The organism is Vibrio sp. QJM3NY_39 (assembly GCF_057785895.1).
The window spans coordinates 530,914-554,384 of record NZ_CM173505.1 but is presented as its reverse complement, the minus strand read 5'-3'; the positions used below and the strand labels follow the sequence as shown (position 1 = coordinate 554,384).

At 44.9% G+C, this 23,471-nt stretch carries 18 protein-coding genes; 9 read left to right on the top strand and 9 right to left on the bottom strand.

The genetic code is table 11. The annotated features are described in order from the left end of the window. Nucleotides 1-31: 31 nt before the first annotated feature. Genes AC3CHU_RS02725 through hrpB form a run of 3 tightly spaced genes read right to left on the bottom strand, consistent with a single transcriptional unit; the run spans nucleotide 32 to nucleotide 7,289 of the window. Nucleotides 32-2,356 carry a patatin-like phospholipase family protein gene (locus AC3CHU_RS02725; protein ID WP_488525029.1) on the bottom strand — a complete coding sequence of 775 codons (2,325 nt, stop codon included), beginning with the start codon at nucleotides 2,354-2,356 and terminating at the stop codon, nucleotides 32-34. Between the two features lie 38 nt (nucleotides 2,357-2,394). After that, a complete protein-coding gene (gene mrcB, locus AC3CHU_RS02720; RefSeq protein WP_488525028.1) occupies nucleotides 2,395-4,794 on the bottom strand; it encodes a penicillin-binding protein 1B in 2,400 nt (799 codons plus the stop codon). After that, on the bottom strand, nucleotides 4,791-7,289 hold the full coding sequence (gene hrpB / locus AC3CHU_RS02715) for an ATP-dependent helicase HrpB (RefSeq protein ID WP_488525027.1): 2,499 nt from the start codon (nucleotides 7,287-7,289) through the stop codon (nucleotides 4,791-4,793). Before hrpB ends, mrcB begins: the two co-directional genes overlap by 4 nt. A 34-nt stretch (nucleotides 7,290-7,323) precedes the next feature. On the opposite strand from hrpB, the gene sfsA reads away from it, so the two are divergent. The 7 genes from sfsA to panC all read left to right on the top strand — a co-directional run bounded on the left by sfsA (nucleotide 7,324) and on the right by panC (nucleotide 13,443). Then, the gene (gene sfsA, locus AC3CHU_RS02710) at nucleotides 7,324-8,049 is read left to right on the top strand and encodes a DNA/RNA nuclease SfsA (protein ID WP_488525026.1); all 726 of its coding nucleotides are present in this window, start codon (nucleotides 7,324-7,326) and stop codon (nucleotides 8,047-8,049) included. Nucleotides 8,050-8,184: 135 nt separating this feature from the next. Beyond that, a complete protein-coding gene (gene dksA / locus AC3CHU_RS02705) occupies nucleotides 8,185-8,631 on the top strand; it encodes an RNA polymerase-binding protein DksA (RefSeq protein ID WP_017073117.1) in 447 nt (148 codons plus the stop codon). Between the two features lie 199 nt (nucleotides 8,632-8,830). After that, nucleotides 8,831-9,706: a tRNA glutamyl-Q(34) synthetase GluQRS gene (gene gluQRS / locus AC3CHU_RS02700; protein ID WP_488525025.1), complete on the top strand. Its 876-nt coding sequence runs from the start codon at nucleotides 8,831-8,833 to the stop codon at nucleotides 9,704-9,706. Between the two features lie 183 nt (nucleotides 9,707-9,889). Further along, nucleotides 9,890-11,245 (top strand): polynucleotide adenylyltransferase PcnB, encoded by a 1,356-nt coding sequence (gene pcnB, locus AC3CHU_RS02695; protein ID WP_004735460.1) that lies wholly within the window; start codon nucleotides 9,890-9,892, stop codon nucleotides 11,243-11,245. Beyond that, a complete protein-coding gene (gene folK / locus AC3CHU_RS02690; protein WP_004735459.1) occupies nucleotides 11,242-11,727 on the top strand; it encodes a 2-amino-4-hydroxy-6-hydroxymethyldihydropteridine diphosphokinase in 486 nt (161 codons plus the stop codon). The genes pcnB and folK overlap by 4 nt, the downstream gene beginning before the upstream one ends. A 22-nt stretch (nucleotides 11,728-11,749) precedes the next feature. Next, the gene (gene panB, locus AC3CHU_RS02685; protein WP_488525024.1) at nucleotides 11,750-12,544 is read left to right on the top strand and encodes a 3-methyl-2-oxobutanoate hydroxymethyltransferase; all 795 of its coding nucleotides are present in this window, start codon (nucleotides 11,750-11,752) and stop codon (nucleotides 12,542-12,544) included. A gap of 8 nt (nucleotides 12,545-12,552) precedes the next feature. Next, on the top strand, nucleotides 12,553-13,443 hold the full coding sequence (gene panC / locus AC3CHU_RS02680; RefSeq protein WP_065205139.1) for a pantoate--beta-alanine ligase: 891 nt from the start codon (nucleotides 12,553-12,555) through the stop codon (nucleotides 13,441-13,443). Nucleotides 13,444-13,534: 91 nt separating this feature from the next. On the opposite strand, the gene AC3CHU_RS02675 is transcribed toward panC, so the two are convergent. The 3 genes from AC3CHU_RS02675 to AC3CHU_RS02665 all read right to left on the bottom strand — a co-directional run bounded on the left by AC3CHU_RS02675 (nucleotide 13,535) and on the right by AC3CHU_RS02665 (nucleotide 17,177). Beyond that, nucleotides 13,535-14,305, bottom strand: coding sequence for an ABC transporter permease (locus tag AC3CHU_RS02675; RefSeq protein ID WP_004735456.1), 771 nt, complete (start codon nucleotides 14,303-14,305; stop codon nucleotides 13,535-13,537). Nucleotide 14,306: 1 nt separating this feature from the next. Then, nucleotides 14,307-15,224, bottom strand: a complete 918-nt coding sequence (locus AC3CHU_RS02670; protein WP_054547493.1) for an ABC transporter ATP-binding protein — start codon at nucleotides 15,222-15,224, stop codon at nucleotides 14,307-14,309. Nucleotides 15,225-15,545: 321 nt separating this feature from the next. Beyond that, nucleotides 15,546-17,177 (bottom strand): SulP family inorganic anion transporter, encoded by a 1,632-nt coding sequence (locus AC3CHU_RS02665; protein ID WP_488525466.1) that lies wholly within the window; start codon nucleotides 17,175-17,177, stop codon nucleotides 15,546-15,548. A 287-nt stretch (nucleotides 17,178-17,464) separates the two neighbouring features. Here AC3CHU_RS02665 and can point away from each other — a divergent pair, with 287 nt between their 5' ends. Then, on the top strand, nucleotides 17,465-18,124 hold the full coding sequence (gene can, locus AC3CHU_RS02660; RefSeq protein WP_004735453.1) for a carbonate dehydratase: 660 nt from the start codon (nucleotides 17,465-17,467) through the stop codon (nucleotides 18,122-18,124). A gap of 115 nt (nucleotides 18,125-18,239) precedes the next feature. Here can and hpt read toward each other — a convergent pair whose 3' ends face one another. Continuing rightward, nucleotides 18,240-18,770 carry a hypoxanthine phosphoribosyltransferase gene (hpt, locus tag AC3CHU_RS02655; RefSeq protein WP_004735452.1) on the bottom strand — a complete coding sequence of 177 codons (531 nt, stop codon included), beginning with the start codon at nucleotides 18,768-18,770 and terminating at the stop codon, nucleotides 18,240-18,242. Nucleotides 18,771-19,107: 337 nt separating this feature from the next. Between hpt and AC3CHU_RS02650 the strand changes: the two genes are divergently transcribed. After that, nucleotides 19,108-19,713 (top strand): LuxR/HapR/OpaR family quorum-sensing transcriptional regulator, encoded by a 606-nt coding sequence (locus AC3CHU_RS02650; RefSeq protein WP_054547492.1) that lies wholly within the window; start codon nucleotides 19,108-19,110, stop codon nucleotides 19,711-19,713. 193 nt (nucleotides 19,714-19,906) lie between these two features. Here the strand turns inward: AC3CHU_RS02650 and lpdA are convergent, their stop codons facing one another. Together lpdA and aceF are read right to left on the bottom strand one after the other, a co-directional pair. After that, nucleotides 19,907-21,334, bottom strand: coding sequence for a dihydrolipoyl dehydrogenase (gene lpdA / locus AC3CHU_RS02645; RefSeq protein WP_017106891.1), 1,428 nt, complete (start codon nucleotides 21,332-21,334; stop codon nucleotides 19,907-19,909). Between the two features lie 242 nt (nucleotides 21,335-21,576). After that, nucleotides 21,577-23,466, bottom strand: a complete 1,890-nt coding sequence (gene aceF / locus AC3CHU_RS02640) for a pyruvate dehydrogenase complex dihydrolipoyllysine-residue acetyltransferase (RefSeq protein WP_488525023.1) — start codon at nucleotides 23,464-23,466, stop codon at nucleotides 21,577-21,579. Between the last annotated feature and the right edge of the window lie 5 nt (nucleotides 23,467-23,471).

Below are 23,471 nucleotides of genomic sequence, written 5' to 3'. Positions count from 1 at the left end.
TTAGTCGGAAAAAGAGCTATCCCACGCATGTTTATTTGTAAGACGTTCCAATAATTAAGTAGACCGAGTCGTAATTATCTTCGGTTCTACCATAAGCCAAAATAATCGGCCCTAATGGGGAGTCGACTCCGGCAAAGACCGAACCAGCGGTGAACATTGGCGCTTCGTCAATGTTCAAATCATTATTCGACCATACACCACCATGCTCAATGGACGCACCCACGTAGAACGGTGACTTAAACAAGCCAAAATCATTTTCAAACCATTTATAGCGATAAATTAAACTGCCATATGCCAAGTTTTGCCCAATAAGACTATTTCTTGGTATTCCCGATAAATTTAAGAAGCCTCCAAGCTCCTTTGGATCAATAGGGAATACGGAATTTTTACTCTCTACCATACCAAAATCGAACTTTGCGACTAAAGTATGCTTTTCAATACTCTGCGCAGCCATGACATTAGCTGAAATCTCATAAACCGTATCGCTTTCAGAGTTAAATTCAGAATCAGCAAGAGAAGAGTCATTATCGAAATCATCATGGGAAACGAGATACTCCAGATCAACGAAATACCCTTTGGTTGGCAAACTGAAGTTATCTAAAGTATCCAATCGATAACTCATAAACCCACCAATACGTGTATATCCACCGCTACCTAAAGACGGTAACGAGGCTACCTCAACATCACCATCGGTGTATCGAGCCCCCACTTTAAATTCTTGCCACAATGTTGGCTGGTAACCTAATGCCAGTTCACCAATATACTCTTGATAAGTCATTGGTAAGTAGTCTTTAGTTACGTCAAGAGTGGGCTCTTCGATATCGTCAATATTGGCGGGTAAGTTTCTCTTCTGATTGCTATAAACAAGTGATGCCGATGTAAATAACTTCTGGCTTGAGAAAAAAGGAGAATATAACTCAGCCTCAATGAGTTTATCAGTTCCCATTTCTACATTCGTTCTTAACTCTGCGCCATGCGAGTTAATATCCGTAAAATTAGCCGACATACCAATTGAATATTGGCTCTCGGTTGCAAAGTCATCTTCAAGATAAAATCGAAAGTTGAGGTAATTAGGACCCCATGATTTTTCATTTACATCTACCTGCAGTTGATCTTCACCGTCTACATTGTCAAATTCATAGGTGACCAATTCAAAACGGTCGAGCGCATAGAGGTCTTTAACCTGAGATTCAATTTCACTGGTTTTAAGGATTTTGCCAGAATCGAGGTTCAAACGATTGGCAATCAACTTATCTGAATAGTGGGTGTTATTATTGATAACGACCTTATCCACCACCGTTTTATCACCATGCTTAAGCTGCTTTCGAGCTTTCTGTTTATCATCAATATAGTGTTGGTAGTCCGCATTCGAGAGCGACAACTTAGAGAGCTGATCCGTATACTGCCTTGTTGCTTCGTATCCAGCATGATAAGCCGTCGGCATTTTATCGAACTCTGTGGTCTCCATTTGCCCAACATCAGGACGTAGGAAAAAATCATCGTCTGTTAACGTAGCGGCTTGCTCTTGAGTACTGCGTTGAACAAGGTAATTAGAGAGTTGGTCTGCTGCTGCTAAAAAGTTAGTAAAGTCTTCTTTGCTTTTGTAGTTAGTACTGATATCAACGGCAATAACGATGTCGGCTCCCATTGCTCGAGCAACATCCACTGGCATGTTATTGGTGACACCACCATCAACCAGCATTCGTCCATCAACCTCATAAGGAGGAAGAGCTCCGGGTACCGACATACTCGCCATCATCGCATCAACAAGATGACCATGGTCGATGACCACTTCTTCAAGATCGATAATGTCGGTTGCAACAGAGCGATATGGAATAGCGAGGTTGTCGAAAGAATCGAGTGGAGATAAGTTACCTGTGGTCTCACGCAGAATACGCAACATATTCTGGCCTTGAACCACACCTTTTCTGGCTTTGATTTCACCCCAACCTAAACCGAGGTCGGTATTCAGTTGATAACGGTCTTCATACTCTTTGTCACGCACACGGCGATCACTACGGTTAACGCGATCGCGATAGCCACGATTCCAATCCACCGTATAAATAAAGCTCTCGATCTCATCTGCGCTCATCCCTGTCGCATAAAGACCACCAACGTAAGCGCCCATACTGGTACCGGTAATGTAATCAACCGGAATTTGCATCTCTTCTAAGGCTTTAAGCACCCCAATGTGAGCCGCTCCTTTGGCCCCTCCACCAGCAAGCACGACAGCAACGGTTGGTCTTTTATGAGCTTGCTGAGATTGCTCCACCGGTGTCACAGTAGATGCAAACAGCTGAAAACTGATCACAGTACCGACAATGCCTAAGCCGCTCACAATCCAACGAGAAATCATTCTTTAAACTATCCTTGTTATTCTTTTCTTTTACGACTTTACCATTGAAAAAGCTTTTTTAGCCACTGTTTTGGTTGACTTTCACAACCCTTTTTAATGTTTCCATTCTCATCCCAAACCGGCAGTTTAACCGTACCGTCACAGTCAAACTCTAAAGCCCCTTCAGAAGTCCGAGTAAAACTTGCCGTCGTAATGCCATTCGGCCAAGGCAACAATAACTGCTCTGGAGTTCGATGTTTCAAGTAATCGGCATAGACACGTAACGCACCACTAGAGCCCGTAAGTTTAGTCGGCTTATTATCATCGCGTCCTAGCCAGATGGTAGTGACTTCACGACCATCAATACCCACGAACCAACTGTCTCGGCTGTCATTACTGGTACCCGTTTTACCGGCTAATCCTGCCCATGCAAACTGACCTTGTAGGAAACGTCCAGTACCTTCCGACACACCACGTTTCATGGCATAAGTTGTCAACCAAGCTGCTTGCTGGTCAACGCTTTGTGATACACGAGGGATCGACTGATATAAAACCTCACCATCGTTATCAACCACTGAACGAAGCGCAGACAAAGGTGCTATACGGCCAGAGTTGGTAATCGTTTGGTACATCTGCGCTACCTGAAATGGGGTCAATGAGAATGAACCCAAAAACATCGATGGCACTGGGCGAATTTCGTTTTTATCGACACCCAGTTTTCCAATCGTATCCGACACGCTATCAATACCTAACTGCATGCCCAAGCGAACCGTTGGTACGTTGTAAGACTTAGAAAGCGCCACATACAAAGGCACCTCTCCGCGAAACTTGCGATCGAAGTTTCTTGGGCTCCATACGCTGCCTTTACTGCCTTTCAAGCTTAGTGGAGTATCCATCAAGGTTGTCGCCAATGTGTACTTCTGGGGTTGCTCTAATGCGGTTAAGTAGATTGCTGGTTTAACCAAAGAACCAATAGGACGACTCGCATTCAAGGCTCGATTGAAACCATCGTAGCCAGTGCGTTTACCACCGACCATCGCACGAATTTCACCAGTATTTCTATCCACTGCAATAGCAGCAGCCTCTAGCTTGTTACCTGCAGTTTTAGATAAATCAGGCACCTTACGAGCAATCGATGTCTCTAGCTTGTCTTGAGAAACAGGATCCAGAGAGGTAAATACTCGAATGCCTTTCTGTGCTTCAAATCGATCACCGACATATCTCTTAAGCTCAATATTGACTTGCTGGAAGTAAGCGGGCTGACGGCTCGCAATGCGTGGGTTATCTTGAATATCCAAGTCTCGGCTTGCGGCTTCTTCGTACTGTTTCGGCGTCAATATGTCTTGTTGCATCAGCAAACGTAGAACCAAATCTCGTCGAGTCTTAGCTCGCTCAGGGTAACGAACCGGGTTGTAATACGAAGGTCCTTTGACCATACCGACCAGCAGTGCTAGTTGGTCAATTCGGAGTTCTTGAATCGGTTGCCCGAAATACAAGCGAGATGCTAATCCAAAGCCATGAATCGCTTGCCCACCATTTTGCCCAAGATAAACCTCGTTTAAGTAGGCTTCTAAGATGCGGTCTTTGCTGTAACGATGATCCAAAATAAGTGCAATATAGGCTTCGCGAACCTTACGCCATAATGTGCGCTCACTAGATAAGAACAGGTTTTTTGCCAACTGTTGCGTCAACGTACTACCACCTTGTACGGTTCGCCCTGCTTTTACATTGACCACCATCGCTCGAGCGATGGCCAGTGGCGATACCCCATCGTGCTGATAGAAATTTCGGTCTTCGGTTGCCAGCAATGCATCAACCATCACCTCTGGGAACTGATTACGTTTTAAGAACAGACGCTGCTCATCGCTACTTTTTTCAAGCATGCCAAGCATTTTCGGTTCAACACGCAGATACCCCATGTCGCCTTTCTTCTCTAGTGACTGAATACGAGTTAACTCGTTACCGTTGAAATGCAGCATCACATGACGATCCGCTTCCGGTCCATCGACAAACTCGAACGGGCGGCGAATCATTTCAATCTTGGTTGAGGAAGAAGAGTATTCGCCAGGGTGACGAGGAGCGTTCACCTTACGATAATTGAGTACATCCAGCTCATTCTTAACCTGCACCAAACTCACCTGAGTTCCCGGAGACAGGTCCAGCACTCGCGCATAAACCACGGTTGGCAAATCAAACAGCTGACCTTCAAAACGTTGCTTGACCACAGAATCAAGATAAATACCGACGAACAACAGCAATGCGGCGAGCGCTAGGCCCGCTTTCCAAGAAATGCCCCACAGGATCTTCAACCAACCTCTCTGACCAGACGGCTTAGCTTTAGGTTTAGTCTTTTTCGCTGCTGCTCTTGGCTTTCTAGGCTTTGCTTTGGTCGCTGGTGACTTCTTTGCTGGCGCTTTTTTAGGTGGTGCTTTTTTTGGCGTTAACATTTTGGTCATCATCGATTCAACTGTCGTTTAGTTTTAGTGGTTGCTACATGATTAGCAGGGTCATCTGGCCAAGGATGTTTTGGGTAACGGCCTTTCATTTCTTTTTGTACTTCTTTGTACGCGCCAGCCCAAAAGCCAGCTAAATCTTGAGTAATTTGTAGTGGTCGTTGTGCTGGAGAAAGTAGCTCAAGCACCACTTTTTTACGCCCTTGCGCAATTAATGGCGAGTCTCGTTCACCAAAGACTTCCTGCATTCGTACTGAGATTACTGGCTCAGACTGATACTGGTAGCGAATTGCTTTTTTACTGCCCGTCGGCATCAGATAGTCAGAAGGCAGCCATTGATCAATTTCTTGATTCAACGGCCAACCAAGGTATGCCGACAGTGCTTGTTCAATCGATACATTCGACAGCCCTTTAGCGGACTTAATGCCATTCAGATATGGTGATAACCACTCATCAAGATGTTCAATCAAACTCGCGTCATCCATCGCAGGCCAATCATGCTCAGGCATCCAAAGCCCTGCACAGCGTACACGCTCAACAAACTGTTTAGCCGAAGGGGTCCAATGTAAGCGATCCAGTCCGCATCGAGCGATATAATTGAGTAGCGCTTTGCTCGCCTGATTCACATCAGGCTCTGGTAAAGCTTTGGTGCTGATAATCAACTTACCCAAAGACACTCGCTGCTCTGCCACTAAGCGGCCACGTTTCTCATCCCAATCGGCGTAATCTGAACGCACAAACAGTTTTGGGAATTCAGCTTCTAGCTGCGAAATATCAACGGCAGTGGCTAAGAAAATCTGGCTAGCTCGCCCTGTGCTACGCATCAAATCAATCACTACGATATAGTCATTGTTCGCCAATGGATCATCGTCACGAACCTCTGCCCCGTGGCCATTCGCAAGAAGGAAAGCACTGCTGGTTGCGCTTCTCACTTGTGCAATTCGGTCTGGGAAGGCAAAACAAAGCACTAATGGTAGCAATGATTCGTCAAGTTGTGACAAATCTAAGTGATGATTGAGTTTACTTGCGAGGCTTTTTGCGCGTTGCATTACAACACTGTTTTTCGAGTGTTTTCTTTGCTTAAGGCGATGCAACGAATGCTGAATATCCGTCACATTGCGCTCTGGCTCTTCCAGTAAAGCGGCAGCAACAATCGCGACATTCAGTAGCTCTTGGCTACTTTGCTGCGCTTTAACCAACATACTGGCAATGCGAGGTTCAAGTCCTAAGCGTTGAGCCTGTTTTCCTAGTGCCGTAAATTGACCATTACCGTCTAACAGTTCCAGGTTTTGTAAGAGTTGCTTGGCTTGTTCTGTTGAAGCTTTCGGTGGAATGTCTAACCATTGCAATTCATCAGCACTTGCGGCTCCCCATTGTGTCAATTCAGACACCAACGAAGACAAATCAGAATGAAGAATCTCAGGCTCTGGTACAGCGGGTTGCTGCATCAACTGTGTTTCGCTGTACAAACGAACACACAGGCCCTCTTCGATTCGCCCAGCACGACCCGCTCTTTGTTCAGCAGAAGACTGCGAGATTTTCACTTGCTCAAGCTTAGTAATACCGGTTTTCAGATCGAACTTTGCCACACGTTCAAGCCCGGAATCGACCACCAGTCGAATGCCCTCAATCGTTAAAGAAGTCTCAGCAATATTGGTCGCTAACACCACTTTTCGACGCTCTTTCTCTGATGGCGCGATCGCTTTTTGTTGTTGAGGAAAGCTGAGCTGACCGTACAAAGGACACACATCGATATCGCTGGCGAGTTGTTCTAGTTGAGATTCGACTTGCTTAATCGCCGAGACACCCGGCAAGAAAGCCAAAAGTGAGCCTGACTGTTTCTCCATCAGAGAACAAATCACGTTGGCCATCTTAGGGGCTAAATATTCATTCGAGCCTAATGGCTGATAACGGAAGTCGACCGGGAAAGTTCGCCCTTGTGATTCAACATACTTGGCATCAGGCAACAAAGATTGCAAAGCTTGTTGATCTAACGTCGCCGACATTACAATCACTTTTAGATCATCACGCAGTGCTTCTTGGATCTCTAAGCTAAAGGCCAGCGCAGTATCTGCATGGATACTGCGCTCATGAAACTCATCAAAGATCACCATATCAACCCCAGTCAATTCAGGGTCGGTTTGGATCATTCTCGTCATAATCCCTTCAGTTACGATTTCCAAGCGAGTCGCACTGCTGGTTTTAGATTCACCACGAACTCTAAAACCTATGCTATCTCCCACTTTTTCTCCCAATTGGCTGGCTAAGTAAGTTGCGATATTCCTTGCCGCCAAACGCCTCGGCTCAAGCATAATGATTTTGCCTTGAACTGCGTTGGTCTTAACTAACTGTAATGGGAAGAATGTTGACTTACCCGCACCGGGAGCAGCCTTTAGAATAAGTTGAGTGTGTGTTTCTACGCCAGCGAGCAGATCTGGCATCACAGCTTCTATGGGCAGTTGTGGCAATGGGAGAACCTTGTGGTGTAATGTTGGCAACATTGTACATAAAAACCTACCTGTCTTAATAAGTAATATGCACTTCAATCCTCCATTAGAGCCAGCGACTCTTATTAAACGCTATAAACGTTTTCTCACTGACATCCAACTTCCAGACGGCAGCGAACGTACTATTCATTGCGCTAACACTGGAGCGATGACGGGATGTGCGACTCCTGGCAATACGGTGTGGTACTCAACATCCGATAATGCAAAAAGAAAATACCCAAACAGCTGGGAGATCTCAGAAACAGACAAAGGTCACCGTATTTGTGTAAATACTGCGCGAGCAAACCAGTTGGCAGTGGAAGCAATTGAAAATAATACTATAGTTGAACTCTTAGGCTATAACGCGTTACGAACCGAAGTGAAATATGGCAGTGAGAATAGTCGAATTGATATTCTGCTTGAAGATAACGAAAAGCCACCTTGCTATATCGAAGTAAAAAGCGTCACTTTGCTCGATGAACAACAAGCGTCAACCAAAGGGCAAGGCTTTTTCCCTGATGCGGTCACCACCAGAGGCCAGAAACATCTGCGTGAACTCACAGAAATGGTCGAATCTGGAAATAGAGCCGTACTTTTATTCACTGTTTTGCATTCAGGTATTGAAAAAGTGTCTGCGGCACACCATATAGACGCCAAATATTCGTTATTACTAAAACAAGCACAAGACGCTGGTGTTGAAGTGCTTTGCTATAAAGCAGAGCTCAGCAGTACTCAAATACAACTAAAACAAGCTGTTGAATTTATCAATAGCTAAGCAAAAATGCTGAACTATTCACATTGATTGCAAGTTTGAGCAAGAGTATTTGCCACCATTCGTTCTTTCTGCTATAGATACCCGCCTTAAAATTAGCTGCTTTGCAGTTGACTAGGTGTAAATAGGAGATGCTGTATGCCAGAATCTAAGAAAAAAGCGCTAGGCATCCTAGCCATCGCAGGTGTTGAACCGTACCAAGCAAAACCAGGTGAAGAATACATGTCACCTGAGCAAACGGAACATTTTACAAAAATTTTAGCAGCTTGGCGCAACCAGCTCAGGGAAGAAGTTGATCGTACTGTGCACCACATGCAGGACGAAGCAGCAAATTTCCCAGACCCAGTTGACCGTGCTTCTCAAGAAGAAGAATTCAGCCTAGAGTTACGTAACCGTGACCGTGAGCGCCGTCTTATCAAGAAAATTGAGAAGACACTAGACAAGATCGAAGAAGACGATTTCGGCTTCTGTGACTCTTGCGGTGTCGAGATTGGCATTCGTCGTCTTGAAGCTCGTCCAACTGCTGACCTTTGTATTGACTGTAAAACACTTGCAGAGATCAAAGAGAAACAGATGCAAGGTTAATTCTTGCGGATGTAAAGAAAGGGAGCTTTGGCTCCCTTTTTTGTTTGTTATCCAAGCTGGATATTTCAAGATTTTGATAGCAAATCAAAAGCTTTAGCTTGTTTTTACGTATTAATACGATGACTAAACGAACCAAAGCAATAGATAAACGTCTTAAGAATCGGCTACTGCGGTACCATCAAGATTAGGTTTTTCACTTATGAATTATATCGGGCGCTTTGCACCATCACCGTCAGGTCCTCTTCATTTTGGATCACTTGTTGCTGCTCTTGGCAGCTACTTTCAAGCGAAATCGAACCAAGGACAATGGTTAGTTCGCATGGAAGACCTCGATCCACCAAGAGAAATGGCCGGCGCTGCAGACCTCATTCTTAAGACGCTTGAGGCTTACCACCTATTTTGGGATGGCGAAGTCGTCTATCAAAGCCAACGTCATGACCTTTACCAAGCTCAAATTGATCAATGGGTCGCTGACAAGCAAGCCTATTACTGTGAATGCACACGCAAGCAGATAAAGTCTCTGGGTGGCTTTTATAATGGTCACTGCCGAAACGCAGGTTTGGTTGATTCAGGCGAACAAGCCGTGCGCTTGTGCATGGACTTTCCAGTCGAGTCTTTTGACGATGTTCGTCACGGCACGATTCAAATCCCTAAAGCATTGGCTGAAGAAGATTTTATTATCAAACGCAGAGATGGATTGTTTGCCTATAACTTGGCGGTTGTCCTTGATGACATCGATCAAGGGGTAACAGAAGTCGTAAGAGGCGCCGACCTGATAGAGCCTACAGGTCGACAAATCAGTTTGTATAAGACACTCAAGCAAAAAACCGTGAGTTACTTGCACTTACCATTGGCAACCGATGGCTTGGGGAATAAACTGTCAAAACAGAACCATGCCACCGCGATCGATCTCGACAACCCAAAACCAACGCTGCTCGACGCTATGCGATTCTTAGGTTTTGGTATCCCACATGCCCTCTGTGAGGCTTCAATGGATGAGATTTTGTTATGGGGAACTCAGCAATGGAACGTCAGCCAGTTACCTGATAGTTTACAAAAAGAGCACAGCGATTAGCTCAAAACTAACGGCAAATAGCAAAAACGACACATAAAAATACCACAACCAACAGCAGTGGTTAAGCAGACGATGTTCTCAAATGGCTCGCGCTAAGCTATCATTAGCCGCAATTAAACTCTGCACTACCACTTTGGACTAAGAGAAAAACAAAGTTGGCGATACCTACTTTGTTCTAAACTAATGAATACAAACGACAATACCCCAAGCGAACAACGCGGATTCCACGAATTAGCTCTGAATATATATACTCGTCAAGAGCACAATATTTCACGTAAGCAGATCAGCGACAACGCACTAAAAGTGCTATATCGCCTGAATGGTGCGGGTTTTGACGCATTTCTAGTCGGTGGTGGTGTTCGCGATATCTTATTAGGCTCACAGCCAAAAGATTTTGATATTGCGACCAACGCAACACCAGAACAAATCAAAAACCTCTTCAGAAACTGTCGCCTTATCGGCCGCCGTTTCCGCTTAGCACATATCATGTTTGGTCGTGACATCATTGAAGTGGCAACTTTCCGTGGCCACCACCAAGAGCCATCGAAAAACGTTTCTGCGCAATCTGATGAAGGCATGTTGCTACGCGATAACGTGTACGGCAATGTTGATGAAGATGCAGAGCGTCGTGACTTCACTATTAATGCGATGTACTACAACATTGCAGACTACAGCATTCACGATTACGCGGGTGGTGTGGAAGATTTAGAAGACAAGCTGATCCGCTTAATTGGCGATCCAGAAACTCGTTACCGTGAAGACCCGGTACGTATGCTTCGCGCAATGCGTTTCGCCGCTAAACTGGATTTCGATATTGAAGAAGACACAGCAGACCCTATCGAAGAACTGGCACACCTGCTAAAAGATATCCCAGCAGCGCGCCTTTACGAAGAGTCTCTGAAATTACTTCAATCAGGTCACGGTTTAGAAACCTATCACCTAATGCGTGAATACAACCTGTTCCAACAGATGTTCCCTGCAATTGCAGAGCACTTCACTGAAGGTTACGACTCTCATACAGAGCAGATGCTTGACTTAGTACTCGACTCAACCGACCTTCGCATAGAAGATGGCAAGCGAGTCAACCCTGCATTTATGTTTGCAGCGATTCTTTGGTACCCAATGAACAAGCTCGCAGACAAGCTTGTCGCTGAACAGGGTATGGCGCATTACGATGCGATCATGGAAGCGAGCAACATCATTCTTGACCAGCAAGTTAAGTCTATTGCTATTCCTCGTCGTCACACGGCGACCGTTCGTGAAGTTTGGCAACTGCAATTGCGACTGCCTCGTCGTAACGGTAAACGTGCCGTTCGTCTTATGGAACTGAATAAGTTCCGTGCTGGTTACGACTTCCTAGAAATGCGTGGCGAGATTGAGGGTGGCGAAACCAAAGAACTAGCAAAATGGTGGGAGCGTTATCAGACCGCAGGCCGCAACATGCGTCAAGCGATGGCTAACGACGTTGCAGCACCATCAAAATCTGGCCATCGTCGCCGTAAGACTTACCGAAATAAAAAGAGTAAGCAGTCCGAATGATAACGGCTTATATTGCGGTCGGCAGCAACCTTGCCGACCCAGTTAGCCAAGCAAACTTGGCTATCGAAACGCTAAAAAGCCTACCGCGATCAACGTTTATTGCGACCTCTCAGCTATATAGTAGCACTCCAATGGGGCCGCAAAACCAACCTGACTACATCAACGCGGTAGTAGCAATCCAAACCGAATTAACGCCAATTGAACTGCTTGATTGCACTCAAAAGATCGAGCTAGAGCAAGGGCGCGTCCGTAAAGACGAGCGTTGGGGGCCAAGAACTTTGGATCTCGACATTGTGTTATACGGCAATGAGGTGATCGATTCAGAGCGCTTAATCGTTCCTCATTACGGAATGAAAGAACGAGAGTTTGTACTTTACCCGCTTGCTGAAATCGCACCAAGTTTACAACTCCCTGATGGGACTGAGCTGACAGAACTACTCAAAATAGTCGATAAGAACGGGCTCAATGTTTGGCAACAATAGCCAAGCGCATTAAGGAAAACCAATGAAAAAAGTAACCATTAACGACCTGATCAAATGCAAAAGTGAAGGCCGTAAATTCGCGACGTCGACAGCTTATGATGCGAGCTTTGCTCAGTTATTCGAAAGCCAAGAAATGCCAGTTCTGCTTGTCGGTGACTCACTGGGTATGGTTCTACAAGGCCATAACGATACATTACCAGTAACCGTTGAAGACATTGCTTACCATACTCGCTCAGTGCGTGCAGGTAGCCCAAACTGTCTTCTTATGGCTGACATGCCTTTCATGAGCTACGCAACGCCAGAGCAAGCCTGTGAGAGCGCAGCAACATTGATGCGTGCTGGTGCGAACATGGTAAAAATCGAAGGCGGAAGCTGGTTGGTTGATACTGTGAAGATGCTAACAGAACGTGCCGTACCAGTATGTGCACACTTAGGCTTAACACCTCAGTCTGTGAACATTTTTGGTGGTTACAAAGTACAAGGTCGTGACGACGAGCAAGCCGACAAAATGGTTGCTGACGCTCTAGCACTACAAAACGCAGGTGCTCAAATCGTTCTCCTTGAATGTGTACCCGCTTCATTGGCAAAACGAATTACAGAAGCTTGTGACGTACCCGTTATCGGTATCGGCGCAGGTAATGTTACCGATGGTCAGATCCTGGTTATGCATGACATGTTCGGTATTTCTGCGAACTACATGCCGAAATTCTCTAAGAATTTCCTAGCTGAAACAGGTGATATGCGTAAAGCCGTCGCTCTATACAAAGAAGAAGTAGAGAGAGCACGTTTCCCTGATGATGCTCATACAATCGCTTAGGAGTAACTATGCAAACTTTTGCTGAAATAGCGGCTCTTCGTGAGCAGATTAAACAGTTTAAGCGTGATGGACGTACGGTCGCTTTTGTCCCGACAATGGGAAACCTGCATGAAGGTCACCTGACTCTGGTCAAGAAAGCTCGTGAACTGGCGGACATTGTTGTGGTAAGCATCTTTGTTAACCCGATGCAGTTTGATCGTACCGATGACTTGAACAACTACCCTCGTACGTTAGAAGCTGATTTAAGTAAGTTAACAGCCGAAGGTGTTGAGCTCGTGTTTACACCGACACCAGAAGTCATGTACCCAGATGGATTAGATAAACAGACGTTTGTTGAAGTTCCAGGCATATCTCACATGCTTGAAGGCGCGTCTCGTCCAGGTCACTTCCGCGGCGTATCAACGATTGTCACTAAACTGTTTAATATCGTTCAGCCAAACTTTGCATGCTTCGGTGAGAAAGACTTTCAGCAACTTGCTGTTATTCGCCAGATGACAACAGATTTAGCGTTAGACATTGAAGTTGTCGGCGTAGCGACCGTTCGTGAAATGGATGGCTTGGCAATGAGCTCTCGCAATAGCAACCTAACGATTGACGAGCGTCAACGAGCTCCTGTTCTAGCGCGTACTATGCGTTGGGTCAGCAGCGCAATTCGTGGCGGTCGTGATGACTACGCATCTGTTATTGAAGATGCGACAGACCAGCTTCGTGCAGCCGATCTTCAACCCGATGAAATCTTCATTTGCGATGCTAAGACGTTGCAAGCTATCACTTCAGAATCCACACAAGCCGTGATCCTGATGTCAGCTTTCCTAGGTAAGACGCGTCTTATCGACAACCAAGTTCTCGATTTGGTAACGGAAACTAAAGAAGAAGTGAAAGAAGAAACGGCGGAGTAATCAGCCTCTAGCTTGAACGCAAGACATAAAAAAGGTCGATGTAATATCGACCTTTTTTATGTCTGTCATTCAGAGCTTAATCCGCTATTTATTAACTACGTAAGCCAATCCCCTTAGTCACTAGATAGTGTGCAACGCCATACAGCGCTACGATAAACACACCCAATACACCAAACGACGTTACAATACCCACATCAGACACTCCCAAGAAGCCATATCTGAACGCATTAACCATGTACACAATTGGGTTCAGTTTCGACACACCTTGCCAAAATTCAGGCAATAAACTAATCGAGTAAAACACACCACCAAGGTACGTCAGCGGCGTTAAGATAAAGGTCGGGATAATAGAGATATCGTCAAACGTGCGTGCAAATACAGCGTTGATTAAGCCACCCAGAGCGAACACAACCGACGTTAGAAATACTGTCGCAATAATCACGCCCCAATGGTCAACTTGCAGGTCGACAAAGAAAAGCGATACGAAGGTGACTATGGTACCCACTAACAAGCCACGCACCACACCGCCCATTACGAAACCAGCAATAATCACGTAGTTAGGAACTGGCGCGACAAGCAACTCTTCAATGTTCTTCTGGAATTTGGCACTAAAAAACGACGAAGCAACGTTGGAGTATGAGTTAGTGATCACCGACATCATGATCAGGCCGGGAACAATGTATTCCATGTAGCTAAAGCCGTTCATTTCACCAATACGCGCACCGATAAGGTTGCCAAATATGATGAAATACAGCGTCATGGTAATCGCTGGCGGGACAAGCGTTTGCACCCAGATACGAGTAAAGCGATTGATCTCTTTGGTCAACAAGCTACAGAAAGCGGTCCAATATAGGCTGTACATATTATTTACTCCCCTCACGGACAATACTCACAAATAGCTCTTCTAAACGGTTTGCTTTGTTACGCATAGAAAGGACTTTCACCTGCTGTTCACTCAATTGAGCAAAGATGGTATTCAAACCTAGGTTCTTGTCGATTTCGATTTCTAGCGAACCATTAACCATCACTTGGCTATTCACACCTTCAAGTTTAGGTTCAGTCACGCCCTCTTCAAGATCAAGAATAAAGGTCTCTGCACTCAACTTACCCAGCAGCGACTTCATTGTTGTATTCTCGATCAGCTCACCACGGTTGATAATACCAATGTTACGACACAACATTTCCGCTTCTTCTAGGTAGTGTGTAGTCAAGATAATGGTAATACCCTGCTTCTCATTGATCTCTTTCAGGAACCCCCACATTGAACGGCGCAATTCAATATCAACGCCCGCCGTTGGCTCATCAAGAATCAACAAATGAGGCTCATGCATCAGTGCACGTGCGATCATCAAACGACGCTTCATACCACCAGACAAGTTACGTGCACGTTCGCTACGCTTTTCCCACAAATCGAGCTGAGATAAGTATTTTTTCGCTCGCTCTTTCGCCAGTGCTTTGGGCACACCGTAATAACCCGCTTGTTGCAGCACGATCTGCTCAACGGTTTCGAACGGATTAAAGTTAAACTCTTGCGGCACTAGACCTAAGTTCTGTTTCGCCAACTCCAGATCGGTATCAATGTCGTAGCCGAACACTTTAACCTTGCCTGAAGTTTTGTTAACCAGTGAAGAGATAACACCAATGGTGGTTGATTTACCTGCGCCATTTGGACCAAGCAGAGCGTAAAAATCGCCTTTTTCTACTTGTAAACTAACGCCTTTAAGAGCCTCAAAGCCCCCTGCATAAGTTTTTCTTAATTGCTCAATTTCTAATGCATACATAGAGATAGACTGCCATTTGCTATAGATAAGATGTTGATGACCGAGCTTGAGGAAGCGAGTAATGCTTAAAACGAGCTAGCAGAAAACTAACCCAAACTTGTTTACTCGGCCATTTTGCAAACAAGTCTATCGTTGATTAACGATTAATACAAATACCGAGTGAGGGTTTCTTTCGAAAGCGAACAAGAATATTAGCGACGTAAAGACCAGTTCAGTGTTCAGTAAACATAAAAATGCCGTTAAGTTAATAACTTAACGGCATTAATCACCAATACTAGATTTGGCATCTATAACTGATTCATGTCAGATTATTACTGAAAATTAGACTGACTCAAATTGATGTTCATCTCTATCAACATAGCTTGTTGCAGCTGTCAGAGCTTCATACCTGAATCGGTAAGTGTTAGATTCCGGCACAAGATCAAGCACGTGGAATTTCTCTAGCTGCTGACGAGTATTATCATTCGGACACAGCAAGTACACTTCACACTGCGCATCCAACGCATCTTTAATCGCATTTTCTAGTGCAAGCCCAACCGTCACATCAATCATCGGCACATCTGTTAGATCTAGAATCATCGCTTCGTAATCAGAGATACTAGAGTGCTGGCGTGAAATCGCCTTTGAAACACTGAAGATCATCGGTCCAGAAAGGTAAAAGAACAGCACTTTACCATTAGCACTATCCAATAGCTGACGTTCGCTATCGGTCAATGGGATATCATCTTCATCATCACCATCACTGATCGCCTTAACTTGTCTGGCTTGCTCTCGGCTCAATCTTTCAATAATCAGGATGTTAGATATAAAGACACCAAGACCAACAGCAATAATCAAGTCCACGAATACAGTCAACAGCATCACGCCGTACATTACACCCATGCCGGCATAACTCACCTTGTGTGCTCGCTGGATAAAGCTCCAGTCAAGAATATTGAAACCAACATACATCGCAATGCCAGCCAATACCGCCATAGGGATAGGTTCAGTTAAGCCACCAGCAACCAATACCACCAATGCCAAAACTAAAGCTCGAATAACACCAGAAAGTGGAGAACGAGCACCCACCTGAATATTGGTTACGGTACCCATGGTTGCGCCCGCACCAGGTAGCGCACCAAACAGACCAGAGATCATATTCGCGATGCCTTGGCCACGAAGTTCTTTATCTGAATCATGTTCTTTACGAGTCAGTGAATCTCCGATAACCGCAGTCAGAAGCGTATCAATGCAACCCAACGTACCCAGCACCAAGGCATCAATAACCATGGTCGTAAATTGTTCAGAACTGATTGTCGGAATAACGAGAGAGGGTAAACCAGCAGGGATCTCACCAATACGGCGAATAGAGTCTGTATCGAAAATAATGACGGATAAAAGGGTGACAGCAACCAAAGCAACGAGTTGGGCTGGCACATACTTACGGTATTTAGCTGGAAAACCGAAAAGAATGCCTAATGTTAATGCTCCTAAGAACAACTCACTTATTTTCAAATTGGCCAACGTATCAGGTAGCGCAGAAAGCGTGCCCATCACCCCGCCGGATGGAGCCGCATGTCCTAACAATGGTGATAGCTGCAAGATAATCAGAATAACGCCGATACCCGACATAAACCCAGAAATCACGCTATATGGCATCAAAGTAACGTATTTTCCGAGCTTTAAGGTGCCAAGTAATATCTGAAAAGCACCCGCCATCATGACCACGGTAAAGGCCATTGCCATTCCGGTTTCAGGATACTTGGCCACCATGCTTGTCATCACGGCTGTCATGATCACCGTCATCGGCCCGGTAGGCTCTGATATCAAGCTGTTTGAACCACCAAACAATGCGGCAAATAGGCCGACCATGATGGCGCCCCAAAGGCCAGCTTCCGCGCCCGCACCAGACGCAACACCAAATGCCAACGCTAAAGGCAATGAGATGATGGCTGTGGTGACACCGCCAAACATGTCTCCTTTGAGACTGATATCCGCAAAACGACTTCCAAACAAAACACACCTTCCTGATGATGAAAATGACAAACCTTATCACTTTAACAAATGAGTTAATCAGACAGAAAGTGTTAATTCAATCACATTATTCATGACTTATAACCAGATGGTAGTTTCTGTGCTAAGTTAATGATCTTAACGACTAGAACACGTCAGATGAGTACGTGTTGACGCAGTTTTTACGGGATTGAATTTGTAACATTGTGTATAGTTACAATTCTTAATGAAGGGATGTAAGACGCAAAATGCCAGAGATTAAACAGCTTTTTGAAAACAACTCTAAATGGTCTGAAGAAATTCGCTCTCAAAGACCTGAGTATTTTACAACGCTTGAAGAAGGGCAAAGCCCTGGCTTTCTATGGATTGGCTGCTCTGATAGCCGAGTACCGGCCGAGCGTCTCACTGGTTTGTATTCTGGCGAACTGTTTGTTCATCGAAATGTAGCAAACCAAGTGGTTCATACCGATCTCAACTGCTTATCCGTTGTGCAATACGCCGTTGATGTGCTCAAAGTTAAACACATCATTGTATGCGGTCACTATGGCTGTGGTGGTGTTAATGCAGCGATTGATAACCCTAAACTTGGCCTTATCAACAACTGGCTACTCCACATTCGCGATAACTACCTTAAGTACCGTAAGCAAATTGAATCTCTACCTCGTGAACAATGGGGTGACAAGTTGTGCGAAATTAACGTTGCAGAGCAAGTCTACAACCTTGGTAACTCAACCATCATGCAAACCGCATGGGAACGTGGACAAGATATTGAAATCCACGGCGTAGTTTATGGTATTGGTAACGGCAAACTACAAGACCTTGGCGTTCGTTGTTCAAGTAATGACACGCTAGAAAATAGCCACTTAGAAGCGCTTGAAAAAATCCTATCGTCTCCCACTCTTGGTTAACCTTTAACCTTTAACCTTTAACCTTTAACGTCTAACCCGTTGATATAAGAAAGAATAGATATAAGAAAGGCTCGCATTGTGCGAGCCTTTTTTGTTTTTCTTCATAGAGCAGTGATTACTCTTGAGGTACTACTTTACCGATGTACGGTAGGTGACGATATTTTTGTGCGTAGTCGATACCAACACCAACAACGAACTCATCAGGAATCTCAAAACCAATCCACTTTGTATCAACAATCACTTCGCGGCGAGAAGGCTTGTCTAATAACGTACAGATTTCGATAGATTTAGGGCCACGTAGGCTCAAAATCTCTTTCACTTTAGTCAGTGTGTTACCTGTATCGATAATGTCTTCTACAAGCAGAACATCTTTACCTTGGATATCATCATCAAGGTCTTTCAAAATACGAACGTCACGTGAGCTTTCCATGCCGTTGCCGTAGCTAGACGCGGTCATGAAATCAACTTGGTGAGTTAAATCGATAGCACGAGCAAGATCCGCCATAAAGACAAAAGATCCACGTAATAAGCCAACTAAAACGAGATCTTCACTGCCTTTGTAGTGCTCCGTGATCTGCTTGCCTAATACGTTCACTCGATCCTGAACTTCTTGCTCAGAGATCATGACTTCAACTGTATGCTTCATACTGCTCTCATTTTATTTGGTGATTGCGACGAATGTTGACAGTTTCGTCAGTTGTGCCGCTCAATTTTGTGGGTAAGTCTAGCACTGCTCAAATACCCACACCACCTTATGGTTCTAATTTACTGTGAGATTCTCAATTAAATGTGCGCTGATGCCCTATCCAATACTCGCTTGCTTTCACATCAATCCTGATCACGCTTTATGGATCTAGTTTGATGTAACTGCCTATAAAACAAGCTCAAAGGATTGACCATTCGCATATGCACCATTACACTCATCTTGGCTTAAATAATAATAAAATCATTAATATAAAAATTTCGTTGGCAAGGAAAATAAAATGGACTCAATATCTAAGAGACCTAGAACTAGGCTTTCACCTTTAAAAAGAAAACTTCAATTGATGGAAATCGCTCTTGAGGTATTCTCTCGCCGCGGTATTGGTCGTGGTGGACACGCTGATATTGCAGACATCGCTCAGGTGTCTGTAGCAACGGTATTTAATTACTTCCCTACCCGTGAAGATCTGGTTGATGAAGTGCTTAATCATGTTGTACGCCAATTCTCTAACTTCCTTTCAGACAATATCGATCTGGATATTCACGCAAAACAAAACCTACATAATATTGCGACTGAAATGGTGACGTTAGTGGCTCACGATAGCCATTGGTTGAACGTATGGTTTGAATGGAGTGCTTCGACTCGTGATGAAGTGTGGCCTCTGTTTGTAACCACTAACCGCACTAACCAGATGTTAGTACAAAACATGTTTAGTAAAGCGATTGAACGCGGCGAAGTTTGCGACGATCACGACCCTAAACATCTAGCGAACCTATTCCACGGCATTTGCTACTCGTTGTTCATCCAAGCGAAACGTGTAGATACTCAAGAAGAACTTTCGACCTTGACGGATAGCTACTTGAACATGCTGTGCATTTATAAGTAGATTCGAGTAAATAACTTAAGGGTTGGCCTAATCGGTCAACCCTTTTTTTGTCGAGTGTAATCGTTCTTCGCATCCTCCCGAGCGCAACATACTCGCATCTCGAATAGAATATTTCTGCTCTTTTCTTCAGACATAAAAAAACCGCTGACGAATCAGCGGTTTTTAAAAATATTAGCGAGTGACTAAGAAAGAATTACTTCTTCTTTTTTACTGCTTTTTTGTTTGGAAGGTCAGTGATTGAACCTTCGAATACTTCCGCAGCTAGACCAACAGACTCGTGTAGAGTTGGGTGAGCGTGGATAGTAAGAGCGATATCTTCTGCATCACAACCCATTTCGATTGCTAGGCCGATTTCACCAAGAAGTTCACCACCGTTAGTACCAACAACAGCACCACCGATTACGCGATGAGTCTCTTTATCAAAGATCATCTTAGTCATACCGTCTGCACAGTCAGAAGCGATTGCACGACCAGAAGCAGCCCAAGGGAAAGTAGCAACTTCGTAGTTCAGGCCTTCCGCTTTCGCTTCTTTCTCAGTCTTACCTACCCAAGCAACTTCTGGCTCAGTGTACGCAATTGATGGGATTACTTTAGGATCGAAGTAGTGCTTCTTACCAGAGATAACTTCAGCAGCTACGTGACCTTCATGCACACCTTTGTGAGCAAGCATTGGTTGACCAACAACGTCACCGATCGCGTGGATGTGAGGAACGTTAGTACGCATTTGCTTATCAACATTGATGAAACCACGCTCATCAACTTCGATACCCGCTTTTTCAGCGTCGATAAGTGCACCGTTTGGAACACGACCGATAGCAACAAGAACAGCATCGTAGCGCTCAGCTTCAGCTGGTGCTTTTTTGCCTTCCATTGAAACATAGATACCATCTTCTTTCGCTTCAACAGCAGTCACTTTAGTTTCAAGCATTAGCTTGAACTTGTTCTTGATGCGTTTAGTGAAGACTTTAACGATGTCTTTATCCGCAGCAGGGATAACTTGATCGAACATCTCAACAACTTCAACTTTAGAACCTAGAGAGTGATAAACCGTACCCATCTCAAGACCGATGATACCGCCGCCCATGATAAGCAGTTTTTCTGGTACTTCGTTTAGTTCTAGTGCATCCGTAGAATCCCAAATACGTGGGTCTTCATGTGGGATGAACGGAAGTTTGATTGGGCGAGAACCCGCTGCAATGATTGCATTATCAAAGTTAATTGTTGTCGTTTCTTCGCCAACAACTTCGATGCTGTTAGGACCAGTAAACTTACCGAAACCGTTAACAACAGTAACATTACGCATCTTAGCCATACCGCCAAGACCGCCAGTCAGTTGATCAACTACTTTGTCTTTCCAGATACGAACTTTGTTGATGTCCGTCTGTGGCTCGCCGAATACAACGCCGTGCTCTGCCATCGCTTTTGCTTCTTCAATTACTTTAGATACGTGAAGAAGTGCTTTTGATGGAATACAACCAACGTTTAGACATACACCACCAAGAGTGCTGTAACGTTCAACTAGTACTGTTTCTAGACCTAAATCCGCACAACGGAATGCCGCTGAGTAGCCAGCAGGACCTGAACCAAGTACAACAACTTGGGCTTTAATTTCTTTGCTCATTGTGACCTCTTGTAGTCATTATCCCTAACAGGCTGAGTAGATGTTCTTAAAATTATTGGGCTTTCAAACAGGAAACATTTTACAGAGATGTTAACAGTGTGAAAGTAGCTTTAAGTTAGCCTGTGAGCTAGACAACAATTCCCCCGCAGTTTATGAGAAATGCCGGAAACTGTTCTCTAAAAATAGTCTTTATATAAAGAATTAAGGTGACCCGAAAGTCACCTTAATAATTACTTTCTCAATTACAGTACTAGACGACGAATGTCAGATAGTGCGCTGTTTAGGAAAGTAATGAAGCGTGCACCTTCAGCACCATCGATCACGCGGTGATCGTATGATAGAGACAGTGGAAGCTGTAGACGTGGTTGGAACTCTTTACCATTCCAAACTGGCTTAATCTCAGACTTAGATACACCTAGGATACCTACTTCTGGAGCATTTACGATTGGAGTAAATGCAGTACCGCCAATACCACCAAGGCTAGAAATTGTGAAACAACCGCCTTGCATGTCTGCCGCTGTTAGCTTACCAGAGCGTGCTTTCTTAGAAACAACCATTAGTTCTTCAGATAGCTCGTAAATACCTTTCTTGTTCACGTCTTTGAAAACAGGAACAACTAGGCCGTTTGGTGTATCAACTGCGATACCCACGTTTACGTACTTCTTAAGAATGATGCTTTCGCCATCGTCAGAAAGAGACGAGTTGAATGCAGGGAATGCTTCTAGCGCTTTAGCAACAGCTTTCATGATGAACACAAGTGGAGTGATCTTCATGCCAGTGTCTTTCTTCGCTTCGATTGCGTTCTGTTCTTTACGGAATGCTTCTAGCTCAGTGATGTCTGCGTTGTCCCACTGTGTAACGTGCGGGATCATTACCCAGTTACGGTGCAGGTTAGCGCCAGAGATCTTCTTAATCTTAGAAAGCTTCTGAACTTCAGTTTCGCCGAACTTGCTGAAGTCAACTTTTGGCCATGGTAGTAGACCAAGAGCAGAACCGTCGCCGCCTTTGCCAGATGCCGCAGCACCAGACTCTAGACGCTTAAGTGCATCTTTAACGTAAGACTGAACGTCTTCTTTAAGGATACGGCTCTTACGACCAGTACCTTTAACCTTAGAAAGGTTAACGCCAAATTCGCGAGCAAGACGACGAACAACTGGAGATGCGTGCGCGTAGTCACCGTTCTCTTGGAAGTCGCCAGCTGCTGGAGCTACTGCTTCTGCTTTAGGTGCTGATGCTGCTGCCGGAGCTGCTGCTTGTGCTGGAGCTGAAGCCGCTACTGCTACTGGAGCTGCGCCTTCAACAACGAAAGTCATTATTGAAGAGCCTGTTGACACTTTGTCACCAGCTGCAATCTTGATCTCTTTTACTGTACCAGCGAATGGTGCAGGCACTTCCATTGAAGCTTTGTCGCCTTCAACAGTAATTAGAGATTGCTCTTCTTCTACTGTATCGCCAACCGCGACCATGATTTCAGTAACTTCTACTTCGTCGCCACCGATATCAGGAACGTTCACTTCTTTCTCAGCAGATGCTGCTGGAGCAGCTGCAACTGGTGCCGCCGCTGGAGCAGGAGCTGCTGCAACTGGTGCGCCAGAACCTGCCACTTCAAATACCATTACTAGAGAACCAGTAGATACTGAATCACCAGAAGCGATCTTGATTTCTTTAACGATACCAGCGAATGGTGCAGGTACTTCCATTGAAGCCTTGTCACCTTCAACAGTAAGAAGAGATTGCTCTTCTTCTACTGCGTCACCGATAGCTACCATGATTTCAGTTACTTCAACTTCATCACCGCCGATATCAGGAACGTGAACTTCTTTAAGCTCAGCTGCTGCAGGAGCAGCTGCAACTGGTGCCGCCGCTTCAACTGCTGGCGCAGCCGGTGCTGCTGCAGCACCTTCCGCTTCGAAGATCATGATAAGAGAACCAGTAGAAACAGAATCACCTTCTGAAATCTTGATTTCTTTAACGATACCCGCTTGAGACGCAGGAACTTCCATTGAAGCTTTGTCGCCTTCAACAGTGATCAGTGACTGCTCTTCTTCAACCTTGTCGCCAACGTTTACAAGAATCTCAGTTACTTCAACCTCGTCAGCACCGATGTCTGGTACATTAATTTCGATTGTCATTGTAT

What these genes read in the sequence shown, in the direction of transcription:
- AC3CHU_RS02725 (WP_488525029.1), bottom strand. Translation starts at nt 2,356, where the DNA reads ATGATTTCTCGTTGGATTGTGAGCGGCTTAGGCATTGTCGGTACTGTG.
- mrcB (WP_488525028.1), bottom strand. Translation starts at nt 4,794, where the DNA reads ATGATGACCAAAATGTTAACGCCAAAAAAAGCACCACCTAAAAAAGCG.
- hrpB (WP_488525027.1), bottom strand. Translation starts at nt 7,289, where the DNA reads ATGTTGCCAACATTACACCACAAGGTTCTCCCATTGCCACAACTGCCC.
- sfsA (WP_488525026.1), top strand. Translation starts at nt 7,324, where the DNA reads ATGCACTTCAATCCTCCATTAGAGCCAGCGACTCTTATTAAACGCTAT.
- dksA (WP_017073117.1), top strand. Translation starts at nt 8,185, where the DNA reads ATGCCAGAATCTAAGAAAAAAGCGCTAGGCATCCTAGCCATCGCAGGT.
- gluQRS (WP_488525025.1), top strand. Translation starts at nt 8,831, where the DNA reads ATGAATTATATCGGGCGCTTTGCACCATCACCGTCAGGTCCTCTTCAT.
- pcnB (WP_004735460.1), top strand. Translation starts at nt 9,890, where the DNA reads ATGAATACAAACGACAATACCCCAAGCGAACAACGCGGATTCCACGAA.
- folK (WP_004735459.1), top strand. Translation starts at nt 11,242, where the DNA reads ATGATAACGGCTTATATTGCGGTCGGCAGCAACCTTGCCGACCCAGTT.
- panB (WP_488525024.1), top strand. Translation starts at nt 11,750, where the DNA reads ATGAAAAAAGTAACCATTAACGACCTGATCAAATGCAAAAGTGAAGGC.
- panC (WP_065205139.1), top strand. Translation starts at nt 12,553, where the DNA reads ATGCAAACTTTTGCTGAAATAGCGGCTCTTCGTGAGCAGATTAAACAG.
- AC3CHU_RS02675 (WP_004735456.1), bottom strand. Translation starts at nt 14,305, where the DNA reads ATGTACAGCCTATATTGGACCGCTTTCTGTAGCTTGTTGACCAAAGAG.
- AC3CHU_RS02670 (WP_054547493.1), bottom strand. Translation starts at nt 15,224, where the DNA reads ATGTATGCATTAGAAATTGAGCAATTAAGAAAAACTTATGCAGGGGGC.
- AC3CHU_RS02665 (WP_488525466.1), bottom strand. Translation starts at nt 17,177, where the DNA reads ATGTTTGGCGGTGTCACCACAGCCATCATCTCATTGCCTTTAGCGTTG.
- can (WP_004735453.1), top strand. Translation starts at nt 17,465, where the DNA reads ATGCCAGAGATTAAACAGCTTTTTGAAAACAACTCTAAATGGTCTGAA.
- hpt (WP_004735452.1), bottom strand. Translation starts at nt 18,770, where the DNA reads ATGAAGCATACAGTTGAAGTCATGATCTCTGAGCAAGAAGTTCAGGAT.
- AC3CHU_RS02650 (WP_054547492.1), top strand. Translation starts at nt 19,108, where the DNA reads ATGGACTCAATATCTAAGAGACCTAGAACTAGGCTTTCACCTTTAAAA.
- lpdA (WP_017106891.1), bottom strand. Translation starts at nt 21,334, where the DNA reads ATGAGCAAAGAAATTAAAGCCCAAGTTGTTGTACTTGGTTCAGGTCCT.
- aceF (WP_488525023.1), bottom strand. Translation starts at nt 23,466, where the DNA reads ATGACAATCGAAATTAATGTACCAGACATCGGTGCTGACGAGGTTGAA.